Source organism: Methanofastidiosum sp., from assembly GCA_013178285.1.
Lineage (GTDB): Archaea > Methanobacteriota_B > Thermococci > Methanofastidiosales > Methanofastidiosaceae > Methanofastidiosum.
The window spans coordinates 1-19,332 of the sequence record JABLXD010000012.1; the positions used below are offsets into that span (position 1 = coordinate 1).

General features: G+C 31.5%; 20 protein-coding genes. 10 read left to right on the forward strand and 10 right to left on the reverse strand.

What is annotated here, in order from left to right; all coding sequences use genetic code 11:
* Both HPY60_05265 and HPY60_05270 read right to left on the reverse strand, forming a co-directional pair.
* Positions 1-620: fructose-bisphosphate aldolase (locus HPY60_05265; protein NPV50589.1), on the reverse strand; the 620-nt coding region annotated here is incomplete at its 3' end.
* Positions 621-763: 143 nt separating this feature from the next.
* The gene (locus HPY60_05270) at positions 764-1,840 is read right to left on the reverse strand and encodes a hypothetical protein (GenBank protein ID NPV50590.1); all 1,077 of its coding nucleotides are present in this window, start codon (positions 1,838-1,840) and stop codon (positions 764-766) included.
* A 114-nt stretch (positions 1,841-1,954) separates the two neighbouring features.
* Here HPY60_05270 and HPY60_05275 point away from each other — a divergent pair, with 114 nt between their 5' ends.
* Positions 1,955-4,153 carry a bifunctional alpha,alpha-trehalose-phosphate synthase (UDP-forming)/trehalose-phosphatase gene (locus HPY60_05275; protein ID NPV50591.1) on the forward strand — a complete coding sequence of 733 codons (2,199 nt, stop codon included), beginning with the start codon at positions 1,955-1,957 and terminating at the stop codon, positions 4,151-4,153.
* On the opposite strand, the gene HPY60_05280 is transcribed toward HPY60_05275, so the two are convergent.
* Both HPY60_05280 and HPY60_05285 read right to left on the reverse strand, forming a co-directional pair.
* Positions 4,142-4,909 carry an ABC transporter permease gene (locus tag HPY60_05280; protein NPV50592.1) on the reverse strand — a complete coding sequence of 256 codons (768 nt, stop codon included), beginning with the start codon at positions 4,907-4,909 and terminating at the stop codon, positions 4,142-4,144. The genes HPY60_05275 and HPY60_05280 overlap by 12 nt on opposite strands.
* A 2-nt stretch (positions 4,910-4,911) precedes the next feature.
* Complete coding sequence (locus tag HPY60_05285; protein ID NPV50593.1) at positions 4,912-5,820, reverse strand: ATP-binding cassette domain-containing protein; 909 nt, start codon at positions 5,818-5,820, stop codon at positions 4,912-4,914.
* Positions 5,821-5,916: 96 nt separating this feature from the next.
* Here HPY60_05285 and HPY60_05290 point away from each other — a divergent pair, with 96 nt between their 5' ends.
* The 5 genes from HPY60_05290 (at position 5,917) to HPY60_05310 (ending at position 10,859) form a co-directional block, all read left to right on the forward strand.
* Complete coding sequence (locus tag HPY60_05290; protein NPV50594.1) at positions 5,917-6,120, forward strand: hypothetical protein; 204 nt, start codon at positions 5,917-5,919, stop codon at positions 6,118-6,120.
* An 8-nt stretch (positions 6,121-6,128) separates the two neighbouring features.
* On the forward strand, positions 6,129-7,124 hold the full coding sequence (locus tag HPY60_05295) for a terpene cyclase/mutase family protein (protein ID NPV50595.1): 996 nt from the start codon (positions 6,129-6,131) through the stop codon (positions 7,122-7,124).
* Between the two features lie 60 nt (positions 7,125-7,184).
* A complete protein-coding gene (locus HPY60_05300; GenBank protein ID NPV50596.1) occupies positions 7,185-8,429 on the forward strand; it encodes a hypothetical protein in 1,245 nt (414 codons plus the stop codon).
* Positions 8,430-8,489: 60 nt separating this feature from the next.
* Positions 8,490-9,923: a radical SAM protein gene (locus tag HPY60_05305; protein ID NPV50597.1), complete on the forward strand. Its 1,434-nt coding sequence runs from the start codon at positions 8,490-8,492 to the stop codon at positions 9,921-9,923.
* A gap of 738 nt (positions 9,924-10,661) precedes the next feature.
* Positions 10,662-10,859 carry a hypothetical protein gene (locus HPY60_05310; GenBank protein NPV50598.1) on the forward strand — a complete coding sequence of 66 codons (198 nt, stop codon included), beginning with the start codon at positions 10,662-10,664 and terminating at the stop codon, positions 10,857-10,859.
* Between the two features lie 445 nt (positions 10,860-11,304).
* On the opposite strand, the gene HPY60_05315 is transcribed toward HPY60_05310, so the two are convergent.
* Together HPY60_05315 and HPY60_05320 are read right to left on the reverse strand one after the other, a co-directional pair.
* Entirely contained in the window at positions 11,305-11,496 is a 192-nt protein-coding gene (locus HPY60_05315) for a hypothetical protein (GenBank protein NPV50599.1), read from the reverse strand.
* 217 nt (positions 11,497-11,713) lie between these two features.
* Positions 11,714-12,040 carry a hypothetical protein gene (locus HPY60_05320; GenBank protein NPV50600.1) on the reverse strand — a complete coding sequence of 109 codons (327 nt, stop codon included), beginning with the start codon at positions 12,038-12,040 and terminating at the stop codon, positions 11,714-11,716.
* A 445-nt stretch (positions 12,041-12,485) separates the two neighbouring features.
* On the opposite strand from HPY60_05320, the gene HPY60_05325 reads away from it, so the two are divergent.
* The 3 genes from HPY60_05325 (at position 12,486) to HPY60_05335 (ending at position 14,462) form a co-directional block, all read left to right on the forward strand.
* Positions 12,486-13,313: a hypothetical protein gene (locus HPY60_05325; protein ID NPV50601.1), complete on the forward strand. Its 828-nt coding sequence runs from the start codon at positions 12,486-12,488 to the stop codon at positions 13,311-13,313.
* A 322-nt stretch (positions 13,314-13,635) separates the two neighbouring features.
* Complete coding sequence (locus HPY60_05330; protein NPV50602.1) at positions 13,636-13,974, forward strand: zinc ribbon domain-containing protein; 339 nt, start codon at positions 13,636-13,638, stop codon at positions 13,972-13,974.
* Positions 13,975-14,237: 263 nt separating this feature from the next.
* Positions 14,238-14,462 carry a hypothetical protein gene (locus HPY60_05335; protein ID NPV50603.1) on the forward strand — a complete coding sequence of 75 codons (225 nt, stop codon included), beginning with the start codon at positions 14,238-14,240 and terminating at the stop codon, positions 14,460-14,462.
* Positions 14,463-14,689: 227 nt separating this feature from the next.
* Here the strand turns inward: HPY60_05335 and HPY60_05340 are convergent, their stop codons facing one another.
* Entirely contained in the window at positions 14,690-15,217 is a 528-nt protein-coding gene (locus HPY60_05340; protein ID NPV50604.1) for a hypothetical protein, read from the reverse strand.
* Positions 15,218-15,260: 43 nt separating this feature from the next.
* Entirely contained in the window at positions 15,261-15,623 is a 363-nt protein-coding gene (locus HPY60_05345) for a chromate transporter (GenBank protein NPV50605.1), read from the reverse strand.
* A gap of 142 nt (positions 15,624-15,765) precedes the next feature.
* On the opposite strand from HPY60_05345, the gene atwA reads away from it, so the two are divergent.
* The gene (atwA, locus tag HPY60_05350) at positions 15,766-17,364 is read left to right on the forward strand and encodes a methyl coenzyme M reductase system, component A2 (protein ID NPV50606.1); all 1,599 of its coding nucleotides are present in this window, start codon (positions 15,766-15,768) and stop codon (positions 17,362-17,364) included.
* A 174-nt stretch (positions 17,365-17,538) separates the two neighbouring features.
* Here the strand turns inward: atwA and HPY60_05355 are convergent, their stop codons facing one another.
* Both HPY60_05355 and pcn read right to left on the reverse strand, forming a co-directional pair.
* Positions 17,539-18,540: an N-6 DNA methylase gene (locus HPY60_05355; protein ID NPV50607.1), complete on the reverse strand. Its 1,002-nt coding sequence runs from the start codon at positions 18,538-18,540 to the stop codon at positions 17,539-17,541.
* Positions 18,541-19,290 (reverse strand): proliferating cell nuclear antigen (pcna), encoded by a 750-nt coding sequence (gene pcn, locus HPY60_05360; GenBank protein ID NPV50608.1) that lies wholly within the window; start codon positions 19,288-19,290, stop codon positions 18,541-18,543.
* Positions 19,291-19,332: the final 42 nt, after the last annotated feature.

Here is a 19,332-nt window from a genome sequence, read left to right on the forward strand (position 1 = left end):
TTTGAATTGTCGATTACAGGAAAATTAATCTTTATAATATCTGCGCCCAATTCACACCCTACACGTGCAGCGTAGTCTACAGCGTACAGAGATTCTTTTCCTCCCTTTTCTTCTATGGCTTTTCCCATAGGATAAGACCAAACTATTATTGGCATTCCATATCTATCTGCTTCTCTTTTTACTTTCCTAAATTGGGCAATATCTTCCTTTTGATTGGGAGTCCCAACATATAGAGTATATCCAACAGCATCTGCACCCAGTCTAATGGCATCTTCTAAACTAGCTGTCAATGGAGAAACTGGCGCCTCATCATCAGGTATTGAAGTTTTCCCATTTAATTTTAAAACTAGAGGGATGACGCCAGCATATTTTTTCATATATTTTTCTGCAAGTCCAATATGCATTACAATCCCGGAGACTCCAAGACTTACGGCTAGATTAATAACATATTCAGGATCTAGACTTCCAGGATTTGAAAAGAAGTCACGTGGCCCATGTTCTAAACCGTGATCAATGGGCAATAGATTCATTGTTCCGTTTCTCAATCCATGACTGCATAATAATCTATACAATCTAACTCTTTTTCCTAAAGCTAGGTCCAAATTACTTAAAATATCCATATTTTATACCTCCATTATCAAAAATATAACAAAAATAGCACCAAAACTATCATTGAGATAAAAATATGAATCTATTGCCCAAACTACCCAATAATATTTTCTTTTTATCTAATATAACTTTATCGGTATTTTGATATAATATGTTACTTAGAATTTACAACTGAGTAGAATGCAGCCCCATATAAACTAACGTTATAGTCACGGATTAAATATACTGGGATAGAATTAAGAACTTCTTTCTGAGTCTGACAATCGATAAATTCATCTAAAAACTCTTTATTTTCAAGTATATCCTTATTTTTCATTGCTATACCCCCCGCAATATAAACACCACCTAATGAAAGAGAATCTAAAGCAAAGTTTTTTGCGCATCTGCCATAAAACTTACTGAATAGTCTAAAAGTTTCTCTACATTTAGGATCTATATTTTTGTATTTTGATATAGCGGAAGGTCTATCATTGGATTTTTCTATTATTTCATCGTATTTTGTTTTTTCATAATTTCTAGTATTTTTTAAGAATGAGTATATACTTTCTATGCCCTGTCCGGACAGTATATCTTCGTATCTTACGGGGACTTCAAGATTCTTTTTTTCTTTTACATAATTAATTAATTCAAATTCAAAAATATCTTTAATGGGAAAATCTGAATGGCCTCCTTCACTAGGGAGTGACTCATATATGCATTTATGACTGTTGAAGTAAAGTATTGACTTTCCAAGCCCAGTTCCTGCACCGATAATTGCTTTAGTTTTTTCAATATTTTTTTCATTAACCCCCGGCTTAATAATCAAAATATCCTCTGGTCTGTATTTAGTAAGGTAATTTATTCCGTAACCTATTGCTTGGAAATCATTTATTATATGTACTATACCTAAACCAGTTTCTTTTTTAATCTCATTTATATCGATTTTCCAGTTTAAATTTGTTAAATTTATTATATTCTCTTTAAAATTTACCCCCGCACACCCGAAGCATGAAACATTTATTTCGATATCATGATTCTCTTTCCCAAATTTTAGTATTTCTTTCATAGGTGATATTATTGAGTTAATTTTTTTGCTATTATAGCGTTTATAAAAAAGTAAATAAGGGATATTTTCACTTATCCCGCAAATACCTATAGTGGCGTTGGTCCCTCCAATGTCAGCGACAAGAACATGTTTATTATAAAAAAGATCATTTTTTGAAATGTATTCTATTCCTTTTTCATTTACCAACTTACCACCCAAAAAATTCTTTAAATTATATATTAATTTTTACGTTTAAATAGCTTAGTAATTTTATGATTAATAATTTAAACTAAAAGCCCATATAGTAAATGACTTGGTAAAATGAAAAGATTATTAATAGTTTCAAACAGACTGCCTATTACTATAGAAAAAAACAATGAAGATTTAAATTTTAAGCACAGCGTGGGGGGTCTTGCTACAGGGCTTTCATCTTTCTATAAAAATTATGATAGTGCTTGGATAGGCTGGTGTGGACTTTCTTCAGATAAAATAAATATCGATGAAAATAAATATATAAAGTCAAAGTTATTGGAAGAATACCAAAATTACCCTGTTTTCTTGTCAAAAAAAGATATTGAACAATATTATAATGGATTCTGTAACAGTACTTTATGGCCACTTTTTCATGGATTCACACAGTATACAGAATATATAAAGAAGAATTGGGAGGCTTATAAAAACGTAAATGAGAAGTTCTGTGAAGCCATATGTGAGATTGCAAATAATGAGGATATAATTTGGGTCCATGATTACCATTTAATGCTACTTCCAAAACTAATTAGGGAGAAATTGCCACATACTTCAATAGGGTTCTTCTTACATATTCCTTTCCCTTCTTTTGAGATCTATAGGCTACTGCCATGGAGAAGAGAAATCCTTGAAGGGATACTTGAAGCCGATTTGATTGGGTTTCATATATCTGATTATTCAAGGCATTTCTTATCTGGGGTATTAAGGATATTGGGATATGAAAACGTTGCAGGCAAGGTCTTCACAGGGAAACATTATTCTGAAGTCGATGCATTTCCTATGGGGATAGAGTATGATAAATTCTCAAGTATGATAAAAGATGAAAATGTTCAGAAAAAAATAAATGAGATAAGGGAGAAAATAGGGGAATATAAAACTATTTTTTCTATAGATAGGCTTGACTATACAAAAGGAATTCTCCAAAGACTTGAAGCATATGACTATTTTCTAGATAAATACCCCGCGTATAGGGGAAAGGTCGAACTAATCCTTGTAACGGTTCCATCAAGAACTAAAGTTGAACATTATGAAAAACTTAAAAACAAGATTGATGAAACTGTCGGAAAAATAAATGGGAAATATAGTAGAGTAAACTGGACTCCGATTAGGTATCTATATCGTTATATCTCATATTATTCTCTTCTTTCACTGTACAATCTTTCTGATGTGGGATTAATAACGCCCATAAGAGATGGTATGAATTTAATTGCTAAGGAGTTAATCGCTTCAAAAAGTGATGGAAAAGGAGTACTCATTCTTAGTGAAATGGCCGGTGCTTCAGTTGAACTTGGAGAAGCATTGATAGTTAATCCAAATAATGTAGAAGAAATTGCAGATGCAATTAAAAAAGCATTGGAAATGCCAATTGATGAACAGATTGAAAGAAATAGAATCATGCAAAAAAGATTAAAAAAATATAATGTGACCAGATGGGCAGAAGATTTTATAGAAAAACTCGATGAAGTAAAAAATGAACAGAAAACGCTTGAAGTAAAACTTATCCTACCTTCAACTAAACTTAGCATGATAAATAGCTACAAAAACAGTGAAAATCGTTTATTCTTACTCGATTATGATGGGACTTTAGTTCCTTTTTCAAATGCCCCCCATAAAGCATTGCCAGATGCTGAATTAATCTCTGTTCTAAAAAATCTATCAAATGATAATAAAAATAATGTTGTCATAATAAGTGGGCGAGATAAAAATACTCTTGAGAATTGGTTTAAAGATATTAATTTGAGTCTTATAGCTGAGCATGGTGGGCAAATTAAGGAAAAAGGAAACAATTGGATTTTGACTGAACCAGAGGAAGTAGAATGGAAAGGAAAAATATTGCCTTTATTAGAACTGTATGTTGATAGAACGCCGGGATCATTAATTGAAAGTAAGGAACTTTCTCTTGTTTGGCACTATAGAAAAGTAGATCCAGAGTTAGCAGCTATACGATCTAGAGAACTAAAAGCCGCTTTAATGCACCTAACTTCTAATCTAAATGTAGGGGTCTTTGAAGGTAATAAAATTATTGAAGTTAAGAACATAAATATAAATAAAGGGCATGCAACTTCAAACTGGCTTAATAAAAATAAATGGGACTTTATAGTTGCAATTGGAGACGATTTCACAGATGAAGATATCTTCAAAGTAGTTCCGGAAAATGCATATTCTATAAAAGTTGGTATTGAGCCTTCTCAAGCTAAGTACAATGTTGAATCGTACAAAGAAGTTAGAAAGTTACTAAAAGAATTAAACTCTCTAGAATCAAACGATTAGTCTTCTTTTCATCAGTTTTATTGAAACAAAGAAGAATATTGTTGTTGTTGCTAAAATCCAGAGTAGACTTGTTACTATAGAAAAACTGTAAACACCCAATGTTAATGACCTATTTATTATGACTATATGGGCCAAGGGTAGTATGGCTAAAGCTACGTATTGTATTGCTTCTGGTAAAACTGTCATAGGAAAGAAAGTGCCACTGAACAAAAACATTGGCGTAATAAATAGGAAATTTGGATAGCTTAAAGCATCAATTGTCGGGCTTAATGCAGTAAAGCACATGGCAATACAGGAAAACAATAGCCCTCCAAGAAATGCAAATGGAATAATAAGTAGAGATGAAGGCATTTCTACAACACCAAATGCCAAGAGTACAGGAAGCATTATTGTAGCATATATGGTGCTTCTAGTTGCCCCCCAGAATAATTCTCCTGCAATAACTTCTTCTATTGATATTGGGGTGGCTATCATGGCATCAAATGTCTTTAGGTAATACATCCTGACAAATGAGGTATACGTACACTCAAAAAAGGATGCGGTCATTACAGATATAGACACAAGTGCAGGGGCAATGAATTTTGCATATGGGACTCCATCAACACTTTCTATGAATCCACCCAATCCAAATCCTAATGCCACTAGGTATAGGATTGGTTCTAAGAAAGGTGGAACAAAGTTTAGCTTCCAGGTTTTGAAGAATGTTATGATGTTCCTCCTCCAAGGTTTTAGAAGTCTATAGCTTAATCCAAACATATCTATTCCCTTAGTTTTCTCCCTGTTAGTTTCAAAAATACATCTTCAAGTGTTGCAGGTCTTGCCGTGACGCCACTATCCACACATTCTTTAAGTATTAGATTAGTTATATCTGATACATTTTCACTGTATACCTCTACACTTTCATTTGCAACTTCATATTTAATATTATTTTTTTCTAGGCATGTTTTTATCTCTAGAGTATTTTCTGCCTCTACGATGTGTTCCCCAACATATTTCTTAACAAGATCCTTTGGGGCACCTTCAACTAGTATTTCTCCATTGTCCATAATAACAAGCCTATCGCAGAGACGTGCAGCCTCTTCCATGTAGTGAGTTGTTATGATAACAGTTATCCCTTTTGAGGAAAGATCCTTTAGTTTTTCCCAGATCAGATGCCTTGCCTGAGGGTCAAGGCCTGTAGTTGGCTCATCCAAAATCAATAGCTTGGGCTCATTGATCATTGCTCTTGCGAGTACAAGCCTTCTCTTCATCCCCCCAGAAAGCTTTTCAACAGAACTATCCTTTTTTTCTGTTAGTTGCACATACTCGATAAGTTCATTAGCACGTTTCTTTGCTTCATCTATGGGTATGTCAAAATACCTGGAATACTGGATAAGGTTTCCAATAACTGAGAAATCCGGGTCAAGATTATCCATCTGAGGAACGACGCCCATAAGCTTCTTTATTTCTTTTTGATTGCGTTCAACATCAAGGCCAAATACCTTTAATTCTCCACCCGTCTTCGGCGAAACACACTGGATCATCTTCATTGTTGTCGTTTTACCTGCCCCATTTGGTCCTAAAAAGCCAAAAACCTGCCCTTCATTTACCTTGAAATTGATCTTATTGACAGCTATAACATCACTGAATTTCTTTTCAAGATTTTTGGCCTCAAGGACTATAGTCAAGTACTCACCAGTTGAAAAATTGTTCCTAATTATAAAAGTCTTTACTAATCGATTAATTTATATATTAGTTGTTCCAAACATTATATTGGGAGAAAAATGGCATCTATTGTGTACCTGTATATTGCAATAGCCAATTTTGTTTTGCTTCTAATTGTTTATTCATCCCTTGTAAAAAATAAAAATAAAATCAAATATCTATACGCCCTTGGGATAACTGAAGTGCTGTGGGTAGTGTTATACATATTTCCTTTCAGGAAATTCACATCTGACTTTGTTGACTGTATAATAAAATTACTTTAATTGATATTATGCCGAGCTATTCTAACAACTGGAAGGTATGTCTAAAATTTAGCCCAGTTAGCAATCTTATCCTATCAAATAGTAAAGCGATAAACTATTTCACAAGGATAGAGTTGTTTGATGAAGATCCTGGAACTATTGAAGCGTTATGGGAACTTCCAGGTGCAGTATCCCTATTGAACAAACAACAGGAAGATGGATCGTGGAAATATTCTGGAGGTAAAGAGGAGATCCGCTCACAGATGAATTACAATCAGCTTGAAACCTATCGAATAATGCGAGTTTTAATCGAAAAGTACGGCCTAAACAGCACAAATAATGCAATTTCAAGAGCCTGTGAATTTCTATTTTCATTCCAAACTGACGAAGGGGATTTTAGAGGCATATACGGGAACGAATACACCCCAAATTACTCTGCAGGCATAATGGAGATGTTGATAAAGGCAGGCTATGGAAAAGATGACAGGATTGATCTTGGCATCAATTGGCTTTTGTCGATGAGGCAAAATGATGGGGGATGGGCCATACCTTTTAGGACTACAAAGTGCAAGATATCTGAAGTATTCTATAAAGATGAGAGAATTGAACCAATCAAAAATGATCCAACTAAGCCGTCTTCTCATTTAGTAACTGGGATAGTTTTAAGGGCCTTTGCAGCACATGGGCACTACAGAAAAACAAATGAAATAAGAAAAGCCGGAGCGTTTCTCAAATCACAATTTTTTAAGAAAGACAACTATAATGATCACGGCTCACCCGAGTACTGGGGGAAGCTAGCTTACCCTTTCTGGTGGACAGATATTGTTTCCTCTCTTGATTCCCTTTCCAAACTCAAATTTACTAAAGAAGACTACGACGTCAAGAGGGGGCTAGATTATTTAATTGAAAATCAAAGACCTGATGGGACATGGAAAGTATATTATGGGCTTCCAAAGGACGATGAAAACGATTTATGGATTACCCTGGCAATTTGCAGGTTATTTAAGAGATTTTATTCAATTTGAAAGAATCCGATAGTTTTAAATATCGATTACTATCATTAATTTGTAATAATGGTGTCAATTATGAAAGGAAAAATTGCTATATTAATTTCTTTATTAATTGTTGTTTCTTTTATATCAGGATGTACGACTTCTGAGGTCTTTGTCAATAATAGTGAATTCTACGGCTGCGTTCAAGAGCCTGTTGTAATGGATGAAGAACTGCAAAACGGGCTAAATCAAATATATGAAGGATACCTTGCTGAATGCCAGCAAGAATGCCCTACCTGCAACTGTGAAGCTGATGCAAAGATAGAAACTTTTATGGGATTAGCAGATGTATGGATACCGGGGCTATTAGGTAAGAGAGTAACCCTACCATTTTCTTATAACATTGATAGGTGCTCACCTTCTCAGCATTATCGCCTTAATAATGCCGATTTAGGTATGGACATCAGAAAATGTCCTGAATTAACTATGAATATCAATGATTCTGGCCTTAGCATATATTCTTTACCTTATACATCATTCTTACCGTATGCCCTTGAATACATAGATATACCCATAACAGAGAATGGGTGTATTCCAACTTCCTTTAAAAATCAAAATCTTCCACCCAATAGCAAATGCCAACTAAAAGAAGATTATCTTTTGGTTATTACTTCAGAATCTCCAAACCTAATCCTTAACGGAAATGGAATAAAGCCACTGGAAGATGAAACTAGTAGTTACTATACATACATATTATATTTCTATTCAGGTTGGGACAAAGCTTTAATTGATGATTTTCTAGCAAATTATCCCTCGGGTCCATTCGATTTATCTGGAGTTTATGCCTATAACGAAATCCCTTCAAGTATCAATATTACATACGATAAATGGGAAGGTCAGCCTACTACAAATGTATTTCTTTACAGAGAATGCTGCTGGCACTGTAATCCAAAACCTTCACTTCCTGCAACTATCCTTTATCCAAAAGTTGACATAGAAAGCTTTACATTAACTAACGGAGATGCAATTGTAAAAGATGGGAAGATAATCTCCTCATTTACTGTTGCGCCTGGAGTTCAAAATACAACTATAGGTGTTGAGAACAGAGGATTCTTTACCCAAAACAACGTTTACATTAAGTTTGTCGGATTGCCAGAAGGGATAGAAGCCAGCACAATGCCAGAATTACAAAAGATTAAAGCACATAATATTGGCACCTATGAAACTACTTTTACCGTTGAACCAAATGTACCTTCAGGTACATACAAGATATCTCTGATCGCTTATTCTCAAAATGGAATACTTGATACAATAATCATGGATCTAGTAATTCCATAAATTTATTAATTTTTAATTTTTAAATTAAATATATATAGTAAAAGTTCCTAGATAGATTGGATGATAAGAAATAAATTAATGGATATTGGGTTATACTCTCTTACCTTAAATCCCATAATTAAATATTCTATTAATCAAATAACAACTAAGTGCGCCAAATGTAATAAAACAGTTTTAGAACAAATAATAAACAGTATAGAAACTGGAGAAGATCCTAAATTGTGCAATAGATGCTCTCTTTTATTTCGACTTTACGTGCCATGGATTCCTATTTTACATCTTTTTGGTTTTGCAGTTAGCAGGGAGTCTTTTGAAAATGTTCCGACTTTTAATGAAGGATATTCACTTAAGTCATATTCCTTGGGTGCCCATTCTTTCTTAAAAGGAGTGTCATCTTTTGGGTACAGGAAACCGTTGATATTTAATTCGCCAATATCTGTTGTTTTAGAATTAACTAGATTATGCAATCTTAATTGTAACTACTGTTATGTCAACACTTTTAATTCTGATTTAAATAAGCAAAAATATAACTTAGATTTATCAACTGAGGAATGGTTTAAGGCAATAGATATTCTAAAAGAAACAGGAGTAGCTTCTCTTGTTTTTTCAGGAGGCGAACCATTAATTAGAGATGACTTTTTTACAATTGCTAGTTATTCCAATAAACTGGGTTTTGCGACGTCTCTTGCAACAAATGGAACGCTATTAGATGAGGATATGGCTAAGAATATCAAAGAATCTGGAATAAGCTATGTAGAAATAAGCATATTTAGTTCTATTGAAGAAACAAATGATGCCCACAGGAAAAATGATTCTTTTATGAAATCTATAAATGCTATTAAATTCTGTAAAGAACAAGGTATTACAGTTGGCTTATCTCTGACTCTTACTAGCCTCGTAAAAGATGAGGTATCAAGCTTTTTAGAACTTGCAAAAAATACGGGCACTGATGTGTGTATATTCCTAAATTATGTCCCACATGGAAATGGAAATGACCCTCTGGCCCTAAATAATGGGGACAAAGAAAAAGTTCTAATTGAAATATTAAACAAGCGCAATGAATATGATCAATACTTTAGAAAAATTGTAGTGCTACAAGCCCCAGAAATTTCTCAGCTCCATTTTGAAAAACAAAATAATAAAGAACTCATGCAGATTGGATTTACTAAATTTGATAAACCCGGATGGGGCAGATTTATAGAATATGTTGGGGGATGCTCTGCAGGAAGATTTCTTTTGGCAGTATCTAATGAAGGAGCTATTATGCCCTGCCCTTTTCTTAGAATGGATTTGGGCAATGTTCTAGAAGTGGATCTTGATTCAATATGGAGAGATAACATTGCATTGACTCAAATGAGAGACAGAAAAAGATGGGAAGGCAAGTGTGGAACTTGCAAATACAAAATAGTTTGTGGCGGATGCAGGGCTAGAGCCTATATTAACTCAAAAAACATACTTGCTGAAGATCCGTCCTGCTCTTATACCGGCTTTTAACTCAATTAGGGCGGGCTATTCAACTAAAATACTCTATTCTAGAAACCCTCATCACTCTATTTTTAAAAACCTCAAAAAATTCAAAAATTCAATTTTGTAACAATATATATTATTTATTATATATGATTAAATAATTATTGCATTTATTTTTAAAAATTTTAGGCTATACTAAAATTGCTATTTTTGAAAAATCAGCTTAAAAATTGCCTGAAGCCGAGCCATAAAAATTTCAAAAAATCATGAAAATAACAATATATATGCCATATAATATATTTTTGAATAATTATTGCACTAATTAAAATTTTAGATATTCCTAATTTTAAATTATCTAAGGATCTTGAGATTGAAACCCAATTACCATGTTTTTTTGTAGTTTCTTCTTGCAAAGCTACTCCATTGAACTCACTGTTTCCTAGTCGTATTTTACTTGTGCAAAGTACCCTAGTTTCTTTGAATAATCGAGTAACGTGAGAAAAATGCAAACACTCTGCTTTATATTCATATAATAACAATTAGCATAAATTGCAATAATTTTATAAAATTATATAATATAGAATATAATAATGAATAATAATTGCAATTACCAATTAACATTAAGTTAAAGATTATTATTGAAATTGGATTACCAAAAATTTTTTACAGAATTTTTAAAATGAAAATGGAATCGGAATTCATTTACCAACTTTTTATAGGGGATAAAAATAAATACTTTGCCGCCCTAAGTAATAAGGTGAGAATATGGGATTAATGTCTTGGATAGATAAAAAATCAGGAAAATTAAGCGCCTGGGATATTGCATTTGTTAAAATTGGCGCAATGATCTTTGGCCTTATTATTGGAGCTTACTTCCCAGTTTTAATAAAACAATACGTTGTACTGCTTATAGTGCTTTTTATACTATTTTCCGCGAAACCTGTTTATGCTGCTTTCAAATAAATTCACGGAAATACTTTTTTATCCTATTACCCCGGGCTTATTTGAATAAAAAGAAGGACTTTAGATACCTTAATAATAAGTAAACTAGAGTATATCCTAATTGAATAACGCTGAAAATAACTGCGCGATCTTATGTCTAAAACCGCCTTTAGTTTGAGTCCTAATTATCCCTAAAAAGGTCCTAATATCGTCCTTTTTTAGCGAAATTTACGCGAAAACCGTCATTACTACGTATAATATACATTATACGCAATATTTGGATATAACTCAAGCACAAAAAGTAGGTCAAAAGTGGGTCGAAAGTAGGCCAAAAAGAGCCTTTTTCCATATTTCTACCCATTTCGACTATAAACAAGATATTACCGTTTAACTATAAAAATCTTAGTATTACTAAAAAGCGCTTTTTTATTTGTTTAGGGTAGCTTAGATAAAAATAAAGTATGTTTTAGCGAAATGCATCATAGACGGGTTTTATTGAAAATAGCAAAGTAAGTATTATGAATACTATCAGATACTGCCTCACAAAGGGAGATATGTAAGCACCGACAATAATCCCAAAAAACATTGCAGCAAACTTAACTAAGCCGATATCCCACACATTTAACTTCTTCCCTTTCTCATCGATATAGGAATCCAATCCCCTAAGATCGCCCCATCATATAAGAATCTTAACTATTTATATCTACCCGTTAAAACTTTGGGAATTGAATATCGATTCCACTTCCAAACTTAAGATAAATTGCAATAAATTTACATTATTATATTATTGAGTATATAATTTTAAATAATATTTGCAAAAGATAAATTGCAATTATCTTTCAATATAATATTATGCAAAATATATTTTTATAAAATTATTGCAATTCTTCTTTGTTTTTATTTTCCCTATTCATCATGAAGGGCAAAGTAGTATATGAGGTCGCTATTAATGCAATCCCGATTATCCCAATCACTCTCGCAATTGATACAGTATTCTCCCCAAGCAAAGCGCCATTAATCATCAAGAAAGCCCCTATCAATGACAAGAAAAGCCCTATTATGAACTGGATAGCCGCCCTTTTCTTATGGATATTCCCTTTATTCTGGGCCGAAGATCTTTTTGGGCCAGTAAATGCCACAAAAAGCGCAAGAGCTAATAAAAGTACGCCTATAATAATTAGTATTATTGGCAGATTTACCATATAAATTATATAAAATTGGCATATTTAAGTGTTTCGTTTATTAAATTATTTTGAAAAAAATTATATTTTAATGAATATTAATACATTAAATCAAAATATTGGTAATTCGTTACTAAATTCTATTGTCGAATTCATTAAATTCAAATGCTGGTAATTCGTTACCAAATTCCATTTTAGAGCATAAAAATAATTGCAATAATTATTATAATATATATCATATATAATATATATTGTTACAAAATTGAATTTTTGAATTTTTTCATGTTTTTAAAAATTGGTGATAGAGGAAATTTTAATTGAGTTTTGGCTGATTTAAGGGGCTAAAATGGAGAAGTTCGAATAGTATCGCCCAGGATATATGTTGTTATATCTGGATATTTTCAAAGAAATAGAAATCGACTATAAAATAGAATGATTTATCTATTAAACAAATTATTGACTGTCGATGGAAAATAATAAGATAATATTAATAGTATTACCATTTTTTTTAATTATCGGCACTTTATTTATTGTTCAGGTTAATAATTATAACCAGAACTTAGAAAAAGACTTAGTAAAAATAAATAGTTTTTATAGTATTAATAACGATTCATATTCAGAAGATTTAAGTTTCGATTATGACTATTATCAAAAGGATCCATATAATAAAAATATCTTTAATTCTAGTATAATCAGTTATAAATCTCTTCGCGTGAATTTTGGTAAAACTGAAACATCACTTATTCTTGAATTTCATACATTGAGAAAAGTAAAGGACAAATGGCTTTATTTATATATAAACAATTACTACTCATATTATTTTTTTGGAATAGATGAAATAAAATCTATAAAAATAAAAAATAAAGAAGGGAAAGAAAAAACATATGACAAAGAAGATTTAGTAGATAAATGGTTTACAAATGGTAATCTAAAATTAGATCATGAAATGTTTAATTCAGAATTCGACGAATATACAATAGAAATACTTATGGAACCTATGCCAATAAAAACAAATGAAATAATAATTCAGAATTGTATACGGGATATAAATTATTATTTTGGGTGGAATGCTGATGAGTTTGTTTATATTAGTTCAAATGTTGGGAGAACGAACAACAATGTTATTTATTATTCACCAACAAATATTTCACCAATGAATACAAAAATAGAAACTACCATAATTAGAGACAAAACAAAAAATGATTGGAACCTATATATCCAATTTCTAGCAAATGCTCTTGCATTTTCAGTTGTAATTGTTTCTGCAGGGAAGTATCTACTAGGAAAAAAATAATAATGGTTAAGATTTTAGTTTAATTAGTAAAAATATAATTATCCAAAAATAAAGTCAATAAGGTTAAATAAAGGAGTGTAAAAAGATTAAAAGACTCTCCTTTTATTTACATCTTTTAGGCCTAGGGGCACGTTTATTTATTGACTTTATTTTTTTAATGGCCTATAAAAAGACCTAAAAATCATCTTTTGACGCCTTTAATGAATTCTTTATCTGTATGCGCTTGGCTCCTTAACAAGTGCGAGGGACTACAGTATTACTCGAAAGAGTAGAGAGAAGAATTATTAAACTATTTAAATAAATAAACAAAATAATTATAAAAATGATAGAAGGAATTATATTGGGAATAGGACTTCATGCAAAAGTAAAAGTAAAACAAAAAAGAATAAATAAAAAAAGACCTATTTTAGAATTGGAAGGAGGGCATGATCTTTTTAAAAAAGATAACAAGTGGAACTATCTGACTAGAATTATTGATAGAGAAAATGATCATTATTTAGAAGTTATAAAAGATATAAAAACAGAGAAAATTATTAAAAAAGAAGATTGTAAACTTTCAGATCATTACGGCCATGGCAGTGCCAAATGGAAAAAGAACAGATATAAGATACTTAGATTTTTTAAAACCATAATCTCATTTTTTAAAAGATTATTTGTCTGATTCTTTAAGATTAGATAACGAAAAACAATATTTTTTTTATAATTCACTTTTTGAACTTCGTCAACAGCATGAATATAGACCCTAGTAGAGAAAATTAATTACTAACTCCTCTAAATCCCCATTATTTTCCCTAACTACCCCGCCCTAAACAGCCACAAAATCATTTACGTATAATAATCCTATTTTAGTTAGAAGAAGGTATTTAAATAAAACGCCAATATATAAGGACGATGACTACCAATGTAAGGCGTGTCTGGGATAAAATGGAATACGAAACTCCTAAGGCCTACGATGCATTTCTCTCCTATTGTGAGTTGGGCCCAAATAGAAGCCTATCAAAGTTGTCAAAGAATCTCAAGAAAAGCAAGTCGCTTCTCTCACGCTGGTCCGCTAGATATGACTGGTTCTATAGGGCTTCCACATACGACAAGTACCTTCATGAAATGGTTATGAGAGAAGTTGCAATTATTTGGGCTATGGTCATTTGAGTATCTAATATGCTCAATCTATTAACAAAAAAATAGTATGGCGCATATCTAAACAAAATTATAAAAGAAATAATCGTGAATAATCCAATAAATAAAGGAGTCTTATAATTAATTTCCATTATTAGAAATCTCAAGTTGGAATATATAAATGTATATATAATGCGAGTTTATTTTGGTGAATTTCTCAATGAAAAAATATTTCCCTATTTGAAGAAAAATAAGTATAATTATTTTTTAAAGAAATTTATTTTATCTCCTACTAATGAAACAATAAAAATAGAACTTAAGGTACCAATAAAAGCCGAAAATAAAATTCCTAAAAATAAGTTAATTCGATCTCTATTCTTATTATATAGAGATATGTCAGTAGTTTGAAAATTTTCATAATCAGCTATTTTGGCCCCACCAATTAAAGATTCTATATCATTTGATTTATTTCTCAATTCAAAATCAGAGTCCCATAAAATACTATAAGGATAATGATACGAAAATGCCCTCAAAAGATAATCTTTTTCTAAATCAAAATTCATATTTCTCTTAAATTTTATCTTAATATAAAGGTAAGAATAATTATTGGGATTAAATATATCTTGATTTAATTTTATATGTATTGATGAATTATCAAATACAATTTTATCATTATTTATTTTGGAGGAATTATATATATTCTCATAAGCTATACTGAATGTGCGTTTTTCATAATTAGGATAATAACGGTACACGTCAATGCTATCAATGTCTTTTGTATTTATCAAATTTCCTTTTAAAGTGTCAATATTTATATAAAAATGTAAATATTTATCGTATAAAAAATTTTTGTATATAGATGCTATCAGAATAGGTTTGGATAATAGTTGAAACGATTAATATCCCAAAAAAAGGCGGTATTAAGACTCCTAGTGAAGCAAATAAAGATCCCCAAAATCCCTTTATTTTGCTTCCTAATAATATTGACAAATTAAATGCAATTGGTCCCGGCATAGATTGTGCTATTGAGAGTAAATTAAAAAATTCTTTTTCTGATATCAATTTTTTATTAATCAAATTTCTCTCTATTGCAGGGGCCATTGCATATCCGCCCCCAATAGTAAATCCGGATATCTTAAGAAAAATGAGAAAAATAGAAAGTAATTCTCTATTTTTAGAGTCAAGAATCTTCATGTGCAACTCCTTAAAATATTCTAACGATATAGATTTAAATCAATTTTTGATGTAAACAATCGTATGAATTTATATTCGTAATCCAAAAACTTAAATATAGTTAGATGATTTAACATCAACATAAACAACAAAGGGGATTAAATTGAGCGAATATCTTTTGGAAGTTGAAAATATAACAATAACTTTTGATGGCAGAAAAATTCTTGATAATGTATCCTTCAAATTGAAAGAAGGGGAATCTTTAGGTTTATTGGGTAAAAGTGGTAGCGGTAAATCTGTCCTTATCAACATATTGAGGGGAACTAAAGAATATAGGCCAACAGAAGGTAAAATCTTCTACAATGTTTCTTATTGCCCAAAGTGTCTGAAAGTTGACCTTCCAAGCAAAAAGGGCACTAAATGCACTAAATGCAATGAAGAAATGATTCTAAAAAAAGTTGATTTCTGGGAAGATAAAACGCTCTTTAATCAAATAAGAAAAAGAACTGCTATTATGTTACAGCGTACATTTTCACTTTATGGTGAAAAAACGGTAATGGAGAATATGCAGGATGCTTTTACTGGAACTGAAATCCCAAGAAACATGGTCATACCAAGGATTATAGAACTTCTACAAAAAGTGAATATGGTCCAAAGGATGACACATATTGCAAGGGATTTATCGGGTGGAGAAAAACAAAGAATAGTTCTTGCAAGACAACTTGCCATAAATCCTATGTTACTTCTAGCTGATGAGCCTACAGGAACATTGGATCCTTTAACTGCAAGTACGGTTCATAATGTCCTTCTAGATTCGGTAAAACAAGGGATGTCCCTAATAGTCACATCACACTGGCCTGAAGCTATTGAGTTGTTGACTCAAAAAGCTGTTTGGCTTGAAAATGGAAAAGTAATCCAATCTGGAGATTCAAAAGAAGTTGTTAAATCCTTTATGCAAAAACTAATGCCTGAAGAGAAGATAAGATTCCCAGGCATTGGAAGTAGTATAATTGAACTATGGGATGTGAAAAAACACTACTATTCTATATCTCGTGGAGTTGTTAAAGCTGTTGATGGGGTTACTTTTGCCGTTAATGAAAAAGAGATTTTTGGATTAGTGGGCAAGAGCGGAGCTGGCAAAACTACAGTTTCAAGAATTATTGCTGGGATTACTCCGTTTACTGATGGCGAACTAAACATAAGAATCGGTGATGAATGGATAGATATGAAAGAACCCGGATTCTTAGGTAAAGGTAAGGCAATGCTCTACATGGGAATGCTTCACCAAGAATATACTTTGTATCCTGATAAAAACGTACTACAAAATTTAACTGACTCTATAGGAATCAAACTTCCAAAGGAATTAGGAAAAATGAAAGTTATTTCTGTCCTTGAAGGTGTTGGCTTTGAGGACCCAACTGAACTTGATGAAATACTACTTAAAATGCCAGATGCTCTTTCTGTTGGAGAAAAACATAGGATTGCATTGGCCCAAGTATTAATCAAGGAGCCAAGGATAGTTATTCTTGATGAACCTACAGGTACTATGGACCCATTCACAAGAAAAATTGTTGCAAAGTCTATAAGAAAAGCTAGGGAAGTATTGGGTGAAACATTTTTAATAGTCACGCACGACTCTGATTTTATCGTGGATGTTTGCGATAGGGCATGTTACATGAAAGATGGAAAAGTAGTTCTTATAGGGGAGCCTGAAGAAATAAAAGAACGAATGATATCTATTAAAGAACCTGAAAATGAATAGCTAATTTTTCTCTAATATATTTTATTTATTTACATTATTAATATTTCAAAATACAAAGTTTTGAAAAGCAATAATATTAAACTATTGATTAACAATAATATTATATATTATTTTCATTAATAACAATAATTGATTAATTATTGAAATTAATTTATTCTAAAATTAGCAATCATGTTATCGATGGGATAGGATATGAAGATATCGAGTAAGGCTTTTATGAACTCTAAAACTATAGATACTTTCAATTCTAAATCCTATTTCTTCAAAAGGATATTCTTTATCCAAGCCTACTACACATCTTTTTTTGAAAGATTCTAACATTGAAAAGAAACAATCTTTATACATCTTCTCTTTATCTTTATCTATTTTAGTTGAACGGCCATAAGGTGCATCGGTAACGATAGACTCAAACTTTCTACCAAAGGTCCCATATATCTTTCTTGCATCGCCCACACGAATATCAAAATTATGTATTCCATAATTTGAAAGATTCATTTTTGTTCCCAATACGCTTTTTTCTTCTATATCTAGACCATAAGTTTCCAGGCCTATTAATCCTGCTTCAATTAAAATCCCCCCTGTTCCAGCAAAGGGATCCAAGATTTCTGATTGTGCCTGAGAAATATTGATCATAGCTCTTGCTATACGTGGATCAATTGATGTTGGAGAAAAAAAGGGTCTAAGCTGTGGTTTTCTTTTGTTAAAGTCACTCTTGTTTCTTTCGAATATTTTTTTCCCAATAACTAATCTATCATTTAAAATGACCCCAACTATTTCATCCATTGGATTCGTTAAATCTACCTTTATTTTATTTTGAAAAAAATTAGATATCGATTTTCCAATGATACTTTCGAGGTCCCCATAATCTTTAACATCTTTATTCTTAACTCTAACCTTAAAAGTTCTATTAAAGTCAAGTACAGAATCCCATTGTATTCCGGATAAAATTCTATCCATTTTTTCATCAATAATTGAATCAGAAATAATTTCCAAAACAAAATGGGTCAGGCCCAATCTATAAAGGAACTCAATATTTTTTTTATTAATGTTAACTAGTAGCAGTTGCCCCTCAGAATGCTCTATCTTATAGATTGCACCATAAGAATCTAGCAATGAAACAACTTCTTCTTTAGCAAATAAAGTGTTGCCCCCAGACAAAAAAAATAGTAATTTCATCTATATCTCCATTGGAGCAAGGTACAAAGTAAATCGACCTTCGTCTTTTGTAGGATACTCAAGTTTTAAGGGAAGTTTTGTTCCTCCAACAGATATTTTAAGGTAATCTGAGAGAGCATATGCATTTAAAAAACTTAAAATATAGTTTAGATTATATTTTGAACGCTGAGTAGTTTTTGTTTCAAATTTTCTTATAGAACTTGAATCTGAAGAGATTTCAGCCAAAGCTTTTGATGTGTAATCCTCAGATAGAATAGAAATATTATTTTTATGTACTGAAAAAAGGATAGTGCCTCCAATTATGGCCATATCTTTTATAATATCTCTAAAAATCTTACTATCAATTTCAATGAAAGTTGAGTATTTTGGATTTAATGTTGGTATGTTAAAATTACTTGTTGAAAGTAAAGTAAATTCAAAATTTCTTTTAAAATCACTTTCTAAAACAATTTCAATCTTGCCAGCTTTAGAATTGACATCAATTATCAATGATTCACCAGCACTTGCTCGTTTACATATTCTCGCAAAGGAATCTATATTAATCCCAATAGACTCTTCAACATCTATTTGAAAAGTATCAAAAGTTTTAGCAGGCATGAAAAATTCAACTTTTGATATAAGAGAAGGATCTGTCCCCTCGATGTAGATCCCATTATTTTTTATTGTAAAAAGACATTCTCCCGTAAGTTCAGATATTGATTCAATTACTTGCTTAATAGATGATATATCACTGGATATGAAGCGGGACATTAAAACACGTATAAGTTTATAAAAATAGTTATAAAAGATTTT

What these genes read in the sequence shown, in the direction of transcription:
- HPY60_05275 (NPV50591.1), top strand. Translation starts at nt 1,955, where the DNA reads ATGAAAAGATTATTAATAGTTTCAAACAGACTGCCTATTACTATAGAA.
- HPY60_05280 (NPV50592.1), bottom strand. Translation starts at nt 4,909, where the DNA reads ATGTTTGGATTAAGCTATAGACTTCTAAAACCTTGGAGGAGGAACATC.
- HPY60_05290 (NPV50594.1), top strand. Translation starts at nt 5,917, where the DNA reads ATGGCATCTATTGTGTACCTGTATATTGCAATAGCCAATTTTGTTTTG.
- HPY60_05295 (NPV50595.1), top strand. Translation starts at nt 6,129, where the DNA reads ATGCCGAGCTATTCTAACAACTGGAAGGTATGTCTAAAATTTAGCCCA.
- HPY60_05300 (NPV50596.1), top strand. Translation starts at nt 7,185, where the DNA reads ATGAAAGGAAAAATTGCTATATTAATTTCTTTATTAATTGTTGTTTCT.
- HPY60_05305 (NPV50597.1), top strand. Translation starts at nt 8,490, where the DNA reads ATGATAAGAAATAAATTAATGGATATTGGGTTATACTCTCTTACCTTA.
- HPY60_05310 (NPV50598.1), top strand. Translation starts at nt 10,662, where the DNA reads ATGGGATTAATGTCTTGGATAGATAAAAAATCAGGAAAATTAAGCGCC.
- HPY60_05320 (NPV50600.1), bottom strand. Translation starts at nt 12,040, where the DNA reads ATGGTAAATCTGCCAATAATACTAATTATTATAGGCGTACTTTTATTA.
- HPY60_05325 (NPV50601.1), top strand. Translation starts at nt 12,486, where the DNA reads ATGGAAAATAATAAGATAATATTAATAGTATTACCATTTTTTTTAATT.
- HPY60_05330 (NPV50602.1), top strand. Translation starts at nt 13,636, where the DNA reads ATGATAGAAGGAATTATATTGGGAATAGGACTTCATGCAAAAGTAAAA.
- HPY60_05335 (NPV50603.1), top strand. Translation starts at nt 14,238, where the DNA reads ATGGAATACGAAACTCCTAAGGCCTACGATGCATTTCTCTCCTATTGT.
- HPY60_05345 (NPV50605.1), bottom strand. Translation starts at nt 15,623, where the DNA reads ATGAAGATTCTTGACTCTAAAAATAGAGAATTACTTTCTATTTTTCTC.
- HPY60_05355 (NPV50607.1), bottom strand. Translation starts at nt 18,540, where the DNA reads ATGAAATTACTATTTTTTTTGTCTGGGGGCAACACTTTATTTGCTAAA.
- pcn (NPV50608.1), bottom strand. Translation starts at nt 19,290, where the DNA reads ATGTCCCGCTTCATATCCAGTGATATATCATCTATTAAGCAAGTAATT.